Genomic DNA, 14552 nt, shown 5'->3' with positions numbered 1-14552 from the left:
CCCGGAAGGCGGGATTCTGGTGGCGTTGATTGTGGGTCGCGTTGATTGCGAGTCGGGTACTTCCCCGGTAGATCGAACACCGACCGGAGAGGGTCTTGAAGATGTCGAGCTCAACTGAAGTCCCAGTGAAAAGGGTAGTGGTGGTCGGGCAGGGGTACGTCGGCCTTCCCCTGGCGGTGCGCGTCGCGGAGGCAGGTCACCGTGTCGTGGGCGTCGATGTCGACGAACTGCGGGTCAAGCGGCTCTCATCCGGTGAGTCCTTCGCCGAGGACGTGACCTCCGACCGTCTGCTGCGGGCTCTCAACTCAGGTCGCTACAGCCTGAGTACGGACTACGCGGATGCCGCGGATTTCGATGTCTGCATCATCACCGTGCCCACTCCGCTGAAGGACGGGGCGCCGGATCTCAGCTATGTCGAGAGTGCGGTGCAGGGTATTGGTGAGTATCTGAAGCCGGGCGCCACGGTAATCCTTGAATCCACAACTTATCCGTGCACGACCGAACATGTAGTACTCCCGATTCTGGAGGCCTGCAGCGGGTTGCGGGCGGGCGATGACTTCCATCTCGGATACAGCCCGGAGCGGATCGACCCGGGCAACCGGACCTGGCGCCTTGAGAACACGCCCAAGGTGATTTCCGGGGTGAACGAGGAATCGCTGCGCCATGTGGCGGAGTTCTACGACTGCGTGGTCGAGCGGACGGTCGCGGTGAGTTCTCCCCGTACCGCCGAACTCACCAAGTTGCTGGAGAACACTTTCCGGCATGTGAACATCGCGCTCGTCAACGAGCTGGCGATGTTCTGCAAGCCGCTCGGTATCGACATCTGGGAAGTCATCGACGCCGCGTCGACGAAGCCCTTCGGATTCATGCGCTTCCTGCCGGGACCCGGGGTCGGCGGACACTGCCTGCCGATCGACCCCTCCTATCTCTCCTGGCAGGTCAAGCAGGCGCTGCGGCGCGACTTCCGCTTCGTGTCGCTGGCGAACGACATCAACAGCCATATGCCCGACCATGTGGTGCTGCGGGTCGCGAGGGGGCTGAACGCGCGCCGCAAGCCGGTCAACGGAAGCAAGGTGCTGGTGCTCGGGCTCGCGTACAAGAGGAACACCGGGGACATCAGGGAGTCGCCGTCCGTCGCCGTCGCCGACGGGCTGCGGCAGCTGGGCGCCCATGTCCTGGCGGTGGAGCCGCATGTCGAGGCGTCCCGGCTGCCCGTGGACATCCTGTGCGTCGAGCTCACCGAGGAGCGGCTGGCGGCGGCGGACGCGGTGGTCATCGCCACAGACCACGACGCCTTCGACTACGCGCTGGTCGAGAGCGCCGCCGACTATGTGTTCGATGCGTGCAACCGCTGCCGGGGTGCGGACGTCGAGCGCCTTTGACCGCCTGCTCGGCCACACGGGTGTCGCCGCTGCGCTGTATCGCCGACCGCGGCGGCGAGCCTGTCTGGCATCGGTCGGCTGCGTCTGTTCGTCACGTTGCCCGGATCGGGCGGCGATGTCGAACAGCCGAACTGTCGCGCCGTCCCGCCGTCGCGCAGCCGTACAGAGGAGTGATCAGTGCGATGTCGGTAGCGGTCAGGCGCCTGGCGAATCGTTTCTGCCGTGTCGTCGGGTGGTGGGCGCCGCCATGCTTCGGCCGCATGGGCGTCGGCCCCGTCCGCTGACTGCACCCCTTGCCGTTGGTCAAGCGCCCCTCTCCGAAGGAGCCACGGGCACGATGCCCAGCCGCCGATCCGACGCGGCACCCCGGAGGTCGGACCGGCCGCGGACGGCCTCTTGGCGAGGCGTCCGTGGTGTCGGTCCCGTGTCGTCACGCGCAGGTGGCGCTGAGTGGTCCCCGGCGGTGCTGCCAGGCTGCCGGCGGCGGTGCGCTACTCGGTTCCGTGTCGCCCCCCGCCATCGCGGCCGGCGGAAAGGCGCTTGGCCTGGACGCGGTGCGCATCGGGCCGGACTTGGAATTGACCAGCGTTTCCGCTGGTCAACGAGTATTTGCGCCCCCGGCAGGACTCGAACCTGCGGCCAAGCGCTTAGAAGGCGCCTGGTGAATTCGCTTCGAATGCCTCTTGACCTGCATGTTTCTAAAGGTCTGACGTGTCGTCATGGATTTTGTGGGATGTATGTGGGATCAGCCCCGTTTCTGGGACTGGCCGCGTGCGAGTTCGGGGTACGGCGTGCATCCCGCCCCTCGCTGTCCGGGGATGCTCTCGGAAATACTCCTGCCTTCTCCGGCGTTGTCGATCTTCCAAACATGGAGGGGATGGTGTCGGACCTGAAGCTGTTCAATACGGCAGGCGGCGGTGTGGTCGAGGTTGCGCCGCGTCTCGCGGAGGCCGAGGCGGACGTGCAGGGCCTCATCGAGGCGCACATGGAGACGATGCTGGGTGTCACGTTCCTGGCGAGCGAGTACGTCATCGACTGTGTCGACGGCGGACGCATTGATTCGCTGGGAATCGACGAAAATGGGGCGCCGGTCGTCATTGAGTACAAACGCGGCACGAATGCCGGCGTGATCCACCAGGGCCTCTACTACCTGGCCTGGCTCACCCGGCACCGGAGCGTCTTCCACGCTCTGGTCCGCGACCGGCTCGGGGCACCAGCCGCGGCCCAGGTCCTGTGGAGCGCGCCCAGGCTGATCTGCGTCGCCGGGGACTTCACCCGGTACGACGTGCACGCGGTGCGCGAGCACCGGCGCAGTATCGACCTGGTCCGCTACCGGTATTTCGGCGATGACCACGTCGGACTTGAGACCGTCGCCTCCGTCACGGGGAAGACGGAGGCGGGCAGGCGCAGCCGCCGGCGCGCGGGTACGCCGCAGGCGCCCCAGCGCAAGGTCGGGGCCATGGAGGAGTTGGCTGAGGGCCTCGGGGAGACGCTTCTCGGCCTTGGGGACGGCGTCAGTCGCGTGCAGCGCAAGCAGTACGCGGCCTACCGGCGGCTGCGGAACTTCGCCTGCGTGGTGCCGCCCCAGCAGACCAAACTGCTGGTCTACCTGAAGGCGGACCCGGCGAAGGTGGACATCGTCCCTGGGTTCACCCGGGATGTGACGGGTCTCGGCCACCACGGCACGGGCGATCTGGAGGTACAACTGCGCACGGAGCGGGACCTGGGACGTGCCCAGGACCTGTTCCGGCTCAGCTACGCGGCGGCGTGATACCGCCCTGGCCTTCCACAGCGTTTGTGCGTCGCGGGGCGGGTTGTGGCGGTGGAGGTACGGGAATCCGGCGGATCCCTGCGGGTCTGATCATTCGGGGCGGCCTTGGTGGTCCGGTGGTGGAACGGGCAGGGGCCAGTAGGCGGTGTCCCGTTTGCCTTCGAGTGTGGCGAGGAGGACGTCTTCGGACAGTTGCAGGGCGGGGGCGCAGCGCAGGAGCTGGGTGGGTGTGGGGGGTGCGCCGTCGAGCCAGGCGGTGATGAGGGTGTGGGGGAGGATGGCTTCCTCGGCGAGTTGGGTGCTGCTGATGCCGAGGTGGTGGGTGCGGTGGCGCAGCAGGCCGGCGGTGGTGAGGTCGCGTGCGAGTGCGCGCAGACGCGCGAGCAGCTCGTCGAGGAGGTCGTCATCGAGTGGCGGGGCGGGCGGGTTGCCTTGGAGGATGTCCATGGCGGTGTGCCCGTGGTTCGCGACGATGTACTTGGCGCAGTCTTCGAGGAGGGCGACGGTCCACTGGCGTGCCTCGCGGGCGGTGAGGTCGGCGTGCAGGCGCCAGGTACGGGTGTAGCCCTGGAGGCAGAAGTCGTGGTCGACCAGGAGCAGTCCGGCTTGGACGGCGCTGGCGCGGGGGTTGAGCGGCCAGATACGGGAGGGCACCACGACGTCGCTGTCGAAGAGGCGGGCGAGCAGACGCTCCAGGCTTACGGCCATCGCGATGGCACAGGACTCGTCGAAGAACCGGCGCTGCGCGAGGCCGGTGAAGTGCTCGAACTCTTCCCGGAGTTGTCCAGGCAGGACGGTGGCCGTATCGGGCTCGACGGGCTCGGTGTGCAACTGGGTGAGTGCGGGGGTGCTGTCGAAGAAGGCGTCGGGGTCCGCGCCAGCGAGGATCGCGCGGTCCTGATCGCTGAGGGGTTGTGGGGTGCGGGGGCGGATGTTGCCGAAGGGCGCGAACCAGGCGCGGGGGCGCAGGTCCCCGGTGCCTGCCTGCAGGCTTACCGGGTGGTCGGGGTCGGCGGCGACGCGGGCGAGGGCCTCGTCGTAGTGGAGCAGGACGTCTTCATCCTGGAGAAAGGCTTCCCTCCATAGGTCGAGGGTGCGGTGACGGGCGGTGAACCGGTCGCCGGTCGGCAGGCCCACGTCGTGGGCGTACTCGGCGTCGTCGAGCTGGTCCAGGACCATTTCGGCTTCGGCGAGGATCAGGTGGAAGGCGAGTTCCTCGGCGGTGCAGGTGGGCAGCGGGGCCCGTCCGCCGCGCAGGTCATCGGCCAGGTTCTCCACCGCGCGGACCATGGCCAGGCGCCAGGCGGCGGACTGGCCGTCGCACAGCGGCGGGAGCCGGTACAGGAAGGAGTCCTCCAACTCCCACACCGCGTCCTCGTCGTCGGGGCGGGCGAAGACCCGGTCGCCGTGGGCGAGCAGGTCGTGCCGGCCGCTGTCGGCGACACTGTCGGCGGCCACCGTCAGCAGCCTGGCCGCCAGCGGGGTGAGGATGTCCGCGACCATCGCCACCCGGGGGCGCAGTACGTCGCTCTGTGCCGCTTGCCAGGGGTCGAAGTCGTCGCCCAAGCCGAGCAGGCCAACGGCCCGCTCGACACTCGGCCACCCCAGCGGCAGCGAGCTGCGGCCGGCGGGGTCGGCCCAGTCCGGGTGGCCCCGCCCAGGGTCCCGGGGGCGGGTGATGGCGTAGGGGGAGAACCAGTACGCGGGGGCGTCCCAGCCGTCTTCCGGCTCCGGAACCGGCCCAGGTCCCTCGGCTCCTGCCACCGTCTCCTGGGCAGAAGCGGATGGCTGAGCCTCGGCGATCGTGTATTTCGCGTCCTCGATGACGAACGCCCAGGGTTCGTCATCGAAGCAGGGTTGCCAGTAGGAGTTCCCGTCCGTGCCCGGGGGAACGGGGACGCCGAGCGCGGTCAGTTCCTCGTCGTCGGCGGCACACACCCGGGGCGCCGCGTCCAGCATGGTCTTCAGGGCCCAGGTCTCGGCCTGGCAGCGCGGCAGCGGCGCACGCCCGGCCGCGAGGTCCTCGGCCAGGTCCCCGAAGGCGCGCGCCACCTCCCGGCGGAAGGCGTGGCCCTGGTCGTCGCACGCGGGGGGCAGCAGGTTCAGCACCGTGGCGGCGGCGTCCTTCTCGCCCCGGGCGAAGGGGCGGTCCGTGTAGTGGGCGGCGTCGCGGTAGGCGCAGACGGCCAGCATCCGGCCGGCCGCCATCAGCAGCCCGGCGTCGAACGGACGCAGGTATTCATCGAGCCCGCCGAAGGGAAGGTCGGTGAAGTGTTCGGCTGCCGCGGTGTAAGCAGCGAAAGGCCCGTCTGCCGCAGTGGCCATCTGTCGTCCGTCCTACGATTCGGGTGCGAGGTCGCGGATCAATCTTGCAGGGCAACCGCCTGGGCTGTGACTGCGGGGAGGGAATCCACCCGTACGAGGCAGCCCGGGCTGGGGGACGTGTTCAGGGGCCAGGGTCTGGGACTCGTGGATGGCGTGAGTGGTGCCATCGGGCCGGGGCACTTCATCCGTCGTCGACCTTCCTCCTGTTGGGTCGGTGACCTCGCGTGAGCGCGAGCAGTGCTCGCAGGTGGGCCAGGTACGCGCAGGACAACTGGACGATCCGTGGCCCAAGCGGTTCTGGAGCCCCTGGTTCGCGATGAGCCCGGTGACCGGCTTGCCGCAGTGCCGGCATCAGCCCTGGGAGGGGGCCGTCGCTGGTGTTGCGTTTGTCGCGGGCGTAGATGACGGTCGTCTTTCCGCCGCCGGGAGTCCTGCGGTCCACCTCGAACAGGGTGGTGGCCAGGAGGTCCTTGAGCTTTGTGTAACCGCGGGTGCGGGAGTCGAAGTCAGAATGCTGGTCTCCAGGTGTACGGACAGCTCGCCCCACCTGGACGGTCTTGACCAGGCAGCGGCCTGCCGTTCAATCGGCAGCCGCCTCCGACTTCCCTGTAAAGCGCAGCCACGCGCTGAGTGCCGCCTGCAGTTCGATCACCGCTTGCCGGTCGAGGGTCTCGCCTGTCCTTCCGACGTGCAGCCTTACCCCCTCGCCCGTGACGGTCCAGCCGACCGGCCGACGTGGCGGGGAGCTGATGGGAGAGCCGTGGGCGAGGGTACGCATCATCGCCTCGACACGCGGCGGGATCGGCTGTCTACGGGGTTTCCATGAGACGTTCGCGGGCCGTGTGGGCAAGCCGAGGGCAGCGCGGAAGTCCCTGATGGCGACGTCGAGCGGCTGCGGCGTGTTTGGGGCCGCCCCGATGAAAGCCTGCATCAGCTTACGATGGGGGATCGCGGGAAAGGGCGGGAGCTCTTCCAGGTCGAGGCGAACGACGGCCGGTGGGATGAGGGCGCGGGAGTAGCCCTTCTTCGTGTAGTCGGTGTGGCGCTCGCGCAGGGCGGCAATGGGGCTGGCCAGAGGATTCTCGCCTTTGAATAAGGAGTTTCGGCTGAGCGCAACCGAGGGCTCCGGTCGGGACAACCGCGGGAGCTTCCCGTAGATACCTTGGGCACGGTGCAGGACACCAGACTCGGTCACCAGCACCGTAACTTGCCGGCTGGTCGTGTCATTGCCCAGCCGAAACCCCACTACCAGCGTCGCCATCAGCCTGATCTCCCTCCATCGCGCTTCTACGCTAGCGAGTAGGGGCGCCCTCCGGGACCGGATCCCACAGGTCCTCCCGAAGGGCGTCGCAGGGAAGGTCGACGGAGAATTCAGCCTTCGTGATGTAAGCACGGAAAGGCCCGTCTGTCGCAGTGGACATCTGTCATCCGTCCTACGATTCGGTCGCGAGGTGCGCGGATCTATCTTGCAGAGCAGCCGCCTGGGCCGCGCCGGTACGGCGGAAGCCACCCGGACGAGGCGCAGCCGGGGCGTTCACGTGTGCCCGCCGCAAGGAGGCGCCGACCGAAGGATCGTCCCAACCGCAGCCCTGGGATCGCGGGTGGACGTAGCCCGGCTGGTTGGGCGCGGAGTCGGCAGCCCCCGCAGGACGCAGGTAGTCGGTTGCAGGAATCGGCGGTTCCTGGGCTGGGTACGAACGGCCGTTACAGGGGGACTGCTTTGGGCGGGAGTTCACCGATCATGGCGGTCTGCTGCCGGGTCTCACAGCGGTGTTGGCCGTATCTCCCCCGTGGTGCTGTCCACGCGCATGCTGATGTTGTAGGTGCGGGCGAAGCGGTTTGCTTCTCCTACGGACACGCTGCAGGCGTGCAGGTAGAAGGCGTAGGCGACCGATTCGACCTGTTCCGAGGTCAGCCGCAGCGTCCATCGGTTGGCGGTCTTGTCGAAGGCGGCGGTGCGCACCTTTTCGGCGAGGCCGTCGGCGGGCGGCACGTGGAGTTGCGGAGCGATGCTCACATACACCCGTACGACATCCATTTCCGACGGGCGCAACTGGATCAACCTGAGGCCCTCGTCCGACGGTTCCTCGGGGGAGGGGAGTGCGGAGCTTGCCTTGATGTAGGCGACGGCGTCGTGGCCCTGTGTGGTCAGTCGGGCCGCCTCAGGGACCGGGTGGCCGGCGAGGGCCGAGAGTTCGGCGCGGGTATCCCGATCGGCGAACTCCGCCAGCCTTTTGTCGACTGCGGCCCCCAGGGCCTGGTGATACTCAGATGGGAGGTCGCCGAACGGGACCCAGCCGCGTAGGGCCGGCTGCGTGCGGGCGCCGAGCGCCAGAAGCGCCGCGACTTGCGCCTTCCTGTCCTTCATTGTCCCTCCGCTGCGTACTGGTGAGGCTGACAGTAGGCGTGCGGTGTGTGGGGGGAAAGGCAGAAGGAGACCGCGAATGTGTGGCCACGTCCCCGGGGGCCATTGGCTGGGCGTGGGAGGTTGGGCACGGCCACGACGGGCGGAGTGGTGGCCGAATGCCATCCCGCCGGGGTGAAGGGGGCAGTCGGTGGAGAAGTTCGTGCCGCGTTTTCGGGGGCGTCCGTGGCCCAGTGGGGTGGGGGTGCTTCATGTCTATGCCTTGCCTCGTGCGGGAGTCGATGACGGGTTCCTCGCGATGGCTCGGGCCTGTGGGCCGCTGATGGCGGGCTATCCGATCGACCCGCAGTACTCGGGCGCGGAGGATGGTGCGGGGCTGCTGCACATGACGCTGGAGATGCTGGCCGACGCCCCGTCCGCCGACTACGACCGGCCAGCCCTGGGACAGGTGGTGGACGCGCTCGCGACCGAACTCGCCGATGTCGAGCCGTTCACCACTCAGGTCGGCCACCCGTTCAGCAACATCGCCGGCGTGGTGGTCGACGTGTGGCCCGACGCGGAGGTCCTCGCGCTGATCGAGCGGGTCCGCGCGGCGATCCGGAAATCCAGGGGGGAGGGCGCGCTGCTGCATTCGGGCGGCCGGCCTCACCTCTCCCTCGGGTACAGCTACCGGGACACCTCCTCCGACCGGCTCAACGGGCCGCTGCGCAACGAGATCACGCCGAGGCAGGTGCCCCTGCACGTCGACCGGGTGCACCTGCTGGACGTGACATGGGCCTTCGCCGACGACATCGGCGGGTGGCGCATGTCATGGGAGCCGGTAGCCGAGATCCCCCTCGGCCACCGGCCCCGATGACGACTGGAACAGAGGCGTGGCGGGTTCCCCTTCGCAGCCCGGCAGTTACCGGGCAGGATGGGCACCATGTCTGACGTCCTGGCGGTGGAGTCCGGTCAACCGAGCGCATACGACCTCGACCTGGAGATGAGCCTGCTGCTCCCCTCCTCGGCGCCGCCTGCCTGGGGCGCAGCGGTTCATGAAGCGGCTCGGCTCCTTGTCGACCAGCGATGGGATCAGGGCAGCCGGGCGTCTGTCGACCTGTGCACGCTGTCCCTGCTGCTGTTCGCCCGGACGTACGCCGGGGACCGTGTGCCCGGGGACGTACCGGCCGCCGAGCTGGTCGAGGCTTTCCACGGCCCGGCAGACCATGAGCCGCAGATCATCGGCGAGATCGACCGGGCGCTGACCGAGACCGGGCAGGGCCGGGACCGGGAGAGCGGGCGGAACACACCGCTGTGGAGCATCTTCAACACGGCCCGCGACCAGTACAAAGGCCGCATGGGGGCGAGCCTGCTGGCTGACGATATCGAGCCTCCCGCTCCTGGCCCGTCCCCTATGCGGGGAGCGGCCGGACGCCTGGCCGCGTTCTTCGCCGGCTATCCGGATCAGGCCCGCGAGCAGAAGGTCGCACCGGTCGTCGCGCCCGGCCCGCTCATCATCGAGTCCGACCGGATCCAGATCGCGACCGCCCACAGCATCAGGCCGGTCCGCCGCTGCCCACACGATGACCGGGTGAGCGGCGTGCGCGTCGATGGCCCTGAGGCGATCCTGGTGTGCGATCAGGGGCATGTATCGGCTCACTGGGAGCTTGACGCTTCGCGGGTGCGGATGGCGGTCGCCCGGGCGACAGGCGTACGTCCTTCCGCCCAGGGGACGCATCGGTTCCCGGAACTGGTGGTCGCCTCGACGGACCTGCTGCGGCACAGTGATCCACGGAAGGTGAACGTGTTCCTGCGAGAACGGGACTTCCCCCTCGTCGGCCGTGACGATGTGTTGCAGCAGGTGGGGCGTCTGATCGACGAGCGGGGCTGACCGCCGGGGTTCATCTCCAGCGAGCGAGCGAGCGAGTGGCTGGGCGGTGCTGGTGCGGGGCCCGGGCTGTTTCTGGTGATGGTGGCGGTGGCACCGTCCCCCGTCGGTGGGGTGCCCTGCGGCCGGGACCGGGATCGTGCCTGTCGGCCTGCGCATGCCGGGTCAGCGGTGTCGGGCGGGCCGGGGTGATGGGGCTGGTATGGCTGCCGCGGGTTGTGCGGCGTGCCGATGGGTCTGCCGGTGCGGGCTGGGTGCGGGCTGGCGGGTGCCGCTGCCGTGGGCGAGTTCTTCGGTCAGGCGGGCGAGGAGAGGGGCGGGTGTGTAGGGCGAGGCGTGGATGGCCCAGTGGGGGTGGGTGATGTCGCTTCCGGCCCACAGGGTCCATGTGGGGAGGGTGTTGTAGGTGCGTTGGGCGGCGAAGGCGTCGAACTGGACTCCGGCGTCACCGTCGTGGTTCCTCCAGCGGATCCAGCGTCCGTCCAGGGTGTGCTGCCAGCCGGCGTCGGTGAGGGCGCGGGTGGCCTGGGTGACGGTCTTCTCGGTGACGGGGGTGCCGACGGACGTTTCCCAGACATCTGTTTCCGCGAGGTTGTCCAGCAGGGTCTGGAGCAGGGGTGCCGGAGTCGTGCCGGTGAGCGTCATGTGCCATATGCGATCGGACACGGGATTCTCGTAGGCGGCGATGGTCCATGCGTACTCGCGGGGATCGCTCTCGTGTACGCGTTCGATGCGCAGGGTCTGGTTCTCGTGGACGGCATGGGTGGTGTCGTCCGACCAGGTACGCCATTTCCGCCAGTCCTTGTGTGTGTCGAGGAAGAGTTCCAGGGCGGCGTCGTGGTCGCCGGGGTCGGCCAGGTACACGGGGACGGCCTCTGGTAGGGCGGGGGTCGGCTCGGGCTTGGGAGGTGCGCTGAGTGGCGTGCGGGCTTCGATGGCTGCGTGTTCGGTGGCGGTCAGGGGTGCCGGGCCGGGGCGTATGCCGGTTCCGTGGGCCTTCTCGAAGGCGAGCAGGGCCTGGCCCGGGGAGTCGAAGGTGCCGGCGACTTGGCGCAGGTGGTCCTCGCCGTGCAGGTGGACGCTCTCGCCGCCGTGGAGGTAGGTGCCGACCGCGGCGGTGGTATTTCCGTCGTCGGCGTGGGCGTGGATGAGGAGTTGGCCGCGGCGGATGTCGTCGTGGATCTTCTGCGCCTGATCGGAGACCTCGCGGATTTCGCTGCGGGTGCACCACGGCATCGGGTATTCCGCCCAGGTCCATTCTTCGTCCATGGCTTTCTGGAGTCTCGGTGTGATCTCGACGGTGATGCCGCTGTCGGACAGGTGCTGGGCTGCGTCCTTGGCCCAGTGGGGCTCTTCGTGGTCGATGCGGGCCAGGACGAGGGTGTTGTCGGCGACGGTGGTCCAGTCGGCGGCTTCCAGAGCGAGGTGGGCGACGAGGCGGTTGGCGCCGGTGAGGGTGGCGGTGACGGCGCTGGGATGCGTGGGGTGGGTGTCGAGGCGGACATGTGCGTCGAGGTGAGGGGTGGTCACGAAGCGGGAGTTCCTTGTCTCCGGCGACCGGGGGCAGACTGCGGGGGCGCCGGGGTTAGTGGGCGATGCGGCTGGGGGGCGGGGCTGTGGTGGGCGGCGGGCCGGCCCGGGGCGCGGCGGTCGCCGGGCCGGGTGTGGCTCTGACCGACGGTGGTGCGGTGGCGAGGTGCCAGCGGGTTCGTACAGCGGCCAGGTCCGCGAGGGCGCGTCGGCTGCCGAGCACGAGCTGCGGGGGCGTGGTGGCCGGGTCGTCGGTGAGTGCGGCGATATGCCGGCCGGTGCGGTGGGCGCTGTCCAGGATGCGGCGGTGCAGGATGCGCCCACCCAAGTGCCGTGCGGATTCGGCCGGTGCGGCGAGGAAGCCGAGCAGGTCTCGCGGATCGTGGTCGTGCAGGACACCGCGTTGCTGGGCTTCCCAGACGACGGTGATGGGGTCGACGGGCGCACGGCGTCCGGCAAGGGCGGTCAGGCAGTGCCACAGTCCGGCATGCAGGGAGTGGGTGAAGTCGTCGCCGGTCAGCCACCGCATCTGGGCGATGTCGGCCGGGTTGGCGGTGGCGGTGGCGAGGAGCAGGCGTTCTTCCTCGGCCGCTTCTTCGGCGTCGCGGACGGGTGCGGGCGGTGTGGGGGTGCGGGGCAGGGGCCCGGAGCCGTGAGCGAAGGCGGCGGCGATGTCGTCCACGACGCCGGCGAGGGCGTCGGCTTCGGCGAGGGTGGTGGGCACCGGGTGGGGCAGGGAGGTGTCCCGCGCGGTCTGCGCGAGGCGCAGGGCGGCTTCACGCAGGCGGCGGCGGGCGTGCTCGGCCTGGATGACCTGCGCGTAAACGGCGGCGTGCCCAGGGGAGGGACAGACCTGGACCAGGGCGTGGAGGTAGGACACGCTCAGCCCGGGGGCTTCGGGCCGGGCGGCTTCCAGCACCGCGTTCAGCCAGACCACATCGGACCGGCGCGTCTCCGCACCGCACGCCGGTGCTGCCTGGATGGCCGCGAACAGCGCGCCGTGGGCGTGATTGCCGAACTGGTCGGCGTGCACAGCAATGTCGCCGGATCGGTGGGGTTCGAGGAGGAGTGCGCCGAGGAGGGCCTGCTCGGCGTAGTGCACCGGCGGCTGCGGCGGCAGGTCGACCGGATCGTCGTACGGGCTCGGGGGATGGGGCATCAAGCGGCCAGGGTGAAGTCGGCGGGATTGAGGGTCTTGCCGAGGTGCGGGGCGAGCAGATGGCCGGCGAGCAGCGGGGGCACGGCATTGCCGATCTGAGAGAACCGCTGGCCCTTGTTCCCCGCCCAGGGGTAGTCGGCGGGGAAGGACTGCAGGATGCCGGCCTCGCGGGCAGTGATCCGGATCGGCTCCGGCACTGCCGCAGGCGCCGTGCCGTGCGATGGTGCCGAGGCGGGTTCGGCGACCCACGTGCACTCGTTCGCGCGATGGCCGAAGAACAGCGTGCCCGCCGGCTCCTCGATCGACCGGACGGTCGCGTTGGCCTGGTTGTTGCTGCGCAGCGACCAAGACCAGCGCTGCCCCACCGTGGGAAACGCCGATACCCCGGCACCGCGGCGGTCACCAGTGCCGCGGTGCACCGCGCTGCTGGCTCGTTGTCGGCGCGATGGCAGGACCGCACCGTCCGGTCGCGGCGTCCAGGTCCCGCGCTCCCGGGCATCGGACAACATTTTGCGGGAGCCGGAGGGGAACGGCTCCGGGCCGCCGCCGGGGCCTCCTCCGGCGCAGACGGTCGGCGTGGGCCGGTCGGTGGCGCCCCAGCCGAGTGCTTCGGCCATGCTGACCCAGCGGGTACGTCCCGGTCCGAACAGCGAATCCGGTTCGGTTACTTGGGCATGCGTCGGGGGAGGCGGTTGTGCTGTGCGGACGCGGGAGGCGAGCAGGATCGCCCGCCGCCTCGTCTGCGGCACCCCGTAGTCGGCGGCGTTGAGAATGCCGCACCACACCGAGTACCCCCACGACCGGAGCACTGCCGCGTAGTGCCGCCACAGCGGCAGGACGTCCGGCACTTCCTCCATGGCGACCCATTCCGGCTCGCCGACGCTGTTCAACGCGTGGAGGTAGCGCATCGGCTCGGCGGCGAGCAGGCTGCGCTCGTCCCGGCAGGCGGTGAGCAGACGTTCGCGGGTGTCGCGTCCGGTGGCGAGATCTTCGACCGCCTGGTGGACTAGTGGCTGGTCCACCAGGCCGAGGCGTTTGCCGGCCATCGACCACGCCTGACACGGCGGGGATGCGATCAACCCGCGTGTGCGGCCGAGGAACGGCCTCGTCGGATACCTCGCCACATCGGTCCGGATAGTCACCTGCCCGGCAGCCGCTCGGGTCTTGCAGGCCCACGCGTCCCATTCCAGGCCGACGTCACGCACACCGAGAACGCTCAGCGAGTGGCTCCAACCCCCCGGGCCGGCGAAGAGGTCGAGTATCAAGTAGCCAGCCCGAAATGATTCCGCGTCAGCGCGTCCGTATCCCCGCGGCACGTCCAGGGTGAGCAGCCGTCCTCGACACCGTTCTCCCACTCCGACGCTTCGGCCGGCTCGCCCTGCAGGGCTTTGCGTTCGGCGGCGGTGACATGGTCGATGGGCGCCTCACTCAACGGGACGCGGGAGCGGTGCAGGAACGCCTCGCCGAGCAGTCGGCTGCCCGACGCGTTGGCGCGGGCATTCCCCTGCCGGATGGCCGCGTCGAATTCGACAACGTCCGCCCACTCCTCAGGCGAATGGTCGCGGATATGCCTCCACTGCGCATTTCCGTGGAAAGGGCATCCGAGGCAGCTTGATTTCGGTGTGTCAGCCAACCCGAGTGACGTGAGGTAGCGGACGCAGTCCGCTCTGCTCCAGCCCAGGTCAAGAAGAGGATGCCGGTTGCGCATGTACTTCACATCGGCGTCCTTGGCGCGGTGGAATTCATCGGTGGAGATGCCAACCCACTGCTCCACGAACACCACCCTAGGTATGCGTGTCGGATAAGGGTAGCCGAGGAGTTCGCGGACCTTCTTCTTTATCGGTTTGATCTTATATTCACCTGTGCATTGCCGTCTGGTCATTCCTGCCTTGCCGTCCTGGTTGAGAATGTGGAGCGGCATGCTGGCGAATCGGTGGTCAGGGTTCAATGCGTCGCTTCGAATGTTTCCGGAGGCGACGCGCAGGATGGGGATGCCTGCCGGTTTCGCTATCTCTCGCTCCAGGCGGTCGAGATGCGAATATACGGCTTTGGGTTCCCATCCTGTGTCGGCGAAAATGGCGTAGTCGACCTTGGGGAGAATGCCTTCGGCTGACAGGGCGAGCATGGCGCTGGATTGAATTCCGGCGCCGAGC

Annotated in this window: 11 protein-coding genes; 4 read left to right on the top strand and 7 right to left on the bottom strand. The window is 69.0% G+C overall.

Going from position 1 to position 14552, the window contains the following annotated elements:
• The first annotated feature begins 101 nt into the window (after positions 1–101).
• Both V1460_RS30555 and V1460_RS30550 read left to right on the top strand, forming a co-directional pair.
• The gene (locus tag V1460_RS30555; protein WP_338676830.1) at positions 102–1382 is read left to right on the top strand and encodes a nucleotide sugar dehydrogenase; all 1281 of its coding nucleotides are present in this window, start codon (positions 102–104) and stop codon (positions 1380–1382) included.
• 880 nt (positions 1383–2262) lie between these two features.
• The gene (locus V1460_RS30550; RefSeq protein ID WP_338678269.1) at positions 2263–3153 is read left to right on the top strand and encodes a DUF5655 domain-containing protein; all 891 of its coding nucleotides are present in this window, start codon (positions 2263–2265) and stop codon (positions 3151–3153) included.
• Between the two features lie 90 nt (positions 3154–3243).
• On the opposite strand, the gene V1460_RS30545 is transcribed toward V1460_RS30550, so the two are convergent.
• The 3 genes from V1460_RS30545 to V1460_RS30535 all read right to left on the bottom strand — a co-directional run bounded on the left by V1460_RS30545 (position 3244) and on the right by V1460_RS30535 (position 7846).
• On the bottom strand, positions 3244–5478 hold the full coding sequence (locus V1460_RS30545; protein ID WP_338676829.1) for a hypothetical protein: 2235 nt from the start codon (positions 5476–5478) through the stop codon (positions 3244–3246).
• A gap of 580 nt (positions 5479–6058) precedes the next feature.
• Entirely contained in the window at positions 6059–6739 is a 681-nt protein-coding gene (locus V1460_RS30540) for a hypothetical protein (protein WP_338676828.1), read from the bottom strand.
• A 501-nt stretch (positions 6740–7240) separates the two neighbouring features.
• Positions 7241–7846, bottom strand: a complete 606-nt coding sequence (locus tag V1460_RS30535) for a DUF6417 family protein (RefSeq protein WP_338676827.1) — start codon at positions 7844–7846, stop codon at positions 7241–7243.
• A gap of 295 nt (positions 7847–8141) precedes the next feature.
• On the opposite strand from V1460_RS30535, the gene V1460_RS30530 reads away from it, so the two are divergent.
• Both V1460_RS30530 and V1460_RS30525 read left to right on the top strand, forming a co-directional pair.
• Positions 8142–8699: a 2'-5' RNA ligase family protein gene (locus V1460_RS30530; protein WP_338676826.1), complete on the top strand. Its 558-nt coding sequence runs from the start codon at positions 8142–8144 to the stop codon at positions 8697–8699.
• Positions 8700–8765: 66 nt separating this feature from the next.
• Entirely contained in the window at positions 8766–9713 is a 948-nt protein-coding gene (locus tag V1460_RS30525) for a hypothetical protein (RefSeq protein WP_338676825.1), read from the top strand.
• Positions 9714–9875: 162 nt separating this feature from the next.
• Here V1460_RS30525 and V1460_RS30520 read toward each other — a convergent pair whose 3' ends face one another.
• Genes V1460_RS30520 through V1460_RS30505 form a run of 4 tightly spaced genes read right to left on the bottom strand, consistent with a single transcriptional unit; the run spans position 9876 to position 14524 of the window.
• Positions 9876–11240 (bottom strand): DUF317 domain-containing protein, encoded by a 1365-nt coding sequence (locus tag V1460_RS30520; protein ID WP_338676824.1) that lies wholly within the window; start codon positions 11238–11240, stop codon positions 9876–9878.
• Between the two features lie 55 nt (positions 11241–11295).
• Positions 11296–12399: a DnaB-like helicase N-terminal domain-containing protein gene (locus V1460_RS30515; protein WP_338676823.1), complete on the bottom strand. Its 1104-nt coding sequence runs from the start codon at positions 12397–12399 to the stop codon at positions 11296–11298.
• Positions 12399–13664 carry a DNA cytosine methyltransferase gene (locus tag V1460_RS30510; protein WP_338676822.1) on the bottom strand — a complete coding sequence of 422 codons (1266 nt, stop codon included), beginning with the start codon at positions 13662–13664 and terminating at the stop codon, positions 12399–12401. The genes V1460_RS30515 and V1460_RS30510 overlap by 1 nt, the downstream gene beginning before the upstream one ends.
• On the bottom strand, positions 13661–14524 hold the full coding sequence (locus tag V1460_RS30505; protein ID WP_338676821.1) for a hypothetical protein: 864 nt from the start codon (positions 14522–14524) through the stop codon (positions 13661–13663). Before V1460_RS30505 ends, V1460_RS30510 begins: the two co-directional genes overlap by 4 nt.
• Positions 14525–14552 lie beyond the last annotated feature (28 nt).

The sequence above is a fragment of the Streptomyces sp. SCSIO 30461 genome (assembly GCF_037023745.1).
Classification (GTDB): Bacteria; Actinomycetota; Actinomycetes; order Streptomycetales; family Streptomycetaceae; genus Streptomyces.
Note: the sequence above shows the minus strand (reverse complement) of the source record. Positions and strands in the feature narration are given on the sequence as shown.

What these genes read in the sequence shown, in the direction of transcription:
- V1460_RS30555 (WP_338676830.1), top strand. Translation starts at nt 102, where the DNA reads ATGTCGAGCTCAACTGAAGTCCCAGTGAAAAGGGTAGTGGTGGTCGGG.
- V1460_RS30535 (WP_338676827.1), bottom strand. Translation starts at nt 7,846, where the DNA reads ATGAAGGACAGGAAGGCGCAAGTCGCGGCGCTTCTGGCGCTCGGCGCC.
- V1460_RS30540 (WP_338676828.1), bottom strand. Translation starts at nt 6,739, where the DNA reads ATGGCGACGCTGGTAGTGGGGTTTCGGCTGGGCAATGACACGACCAGC.
- V1460_RS30545 (WP_338676829.1), bottom strand. Translation starts at nt 5,478, where the DNA reads ATGGCCACTGCGGCAGACGGGCCTTTCGCTGCTTACACCGCGGCAGCC.
- V1460_RS30525 (WP_338676825.1), top strand. Translation starts at nt 8,766, where the DNA reads ATGTCTGACGTCCTGGCGGTGGAGTCCGGTCAACCGAGCGCATACGAC.
- V1460_RS30515 (WP_338676823.1), bottom strand. Translation starts at nt 12,399, where the DNA reads ATGCCCCATCCCCCGAGCCCGTACGACGATCCGGTCGACCTGCCGCCG.
- V1460_RS30530 (WP_338676826.1), top strand. Translation starts at nt 8,142, where the DNA reads ATGGCTCGGGCCTGTGGGCCGCTGATGGCGGGCTATCCGATCGACCCG.
- V1460_RS30505 (WP_338676821.1), bottom strand. Translation starts at nt 14,524, where the DNA reads ATGCTCGCCCTGTCAGCCGAAGGCATTCTCCCCAAGGTCGACTACGCC.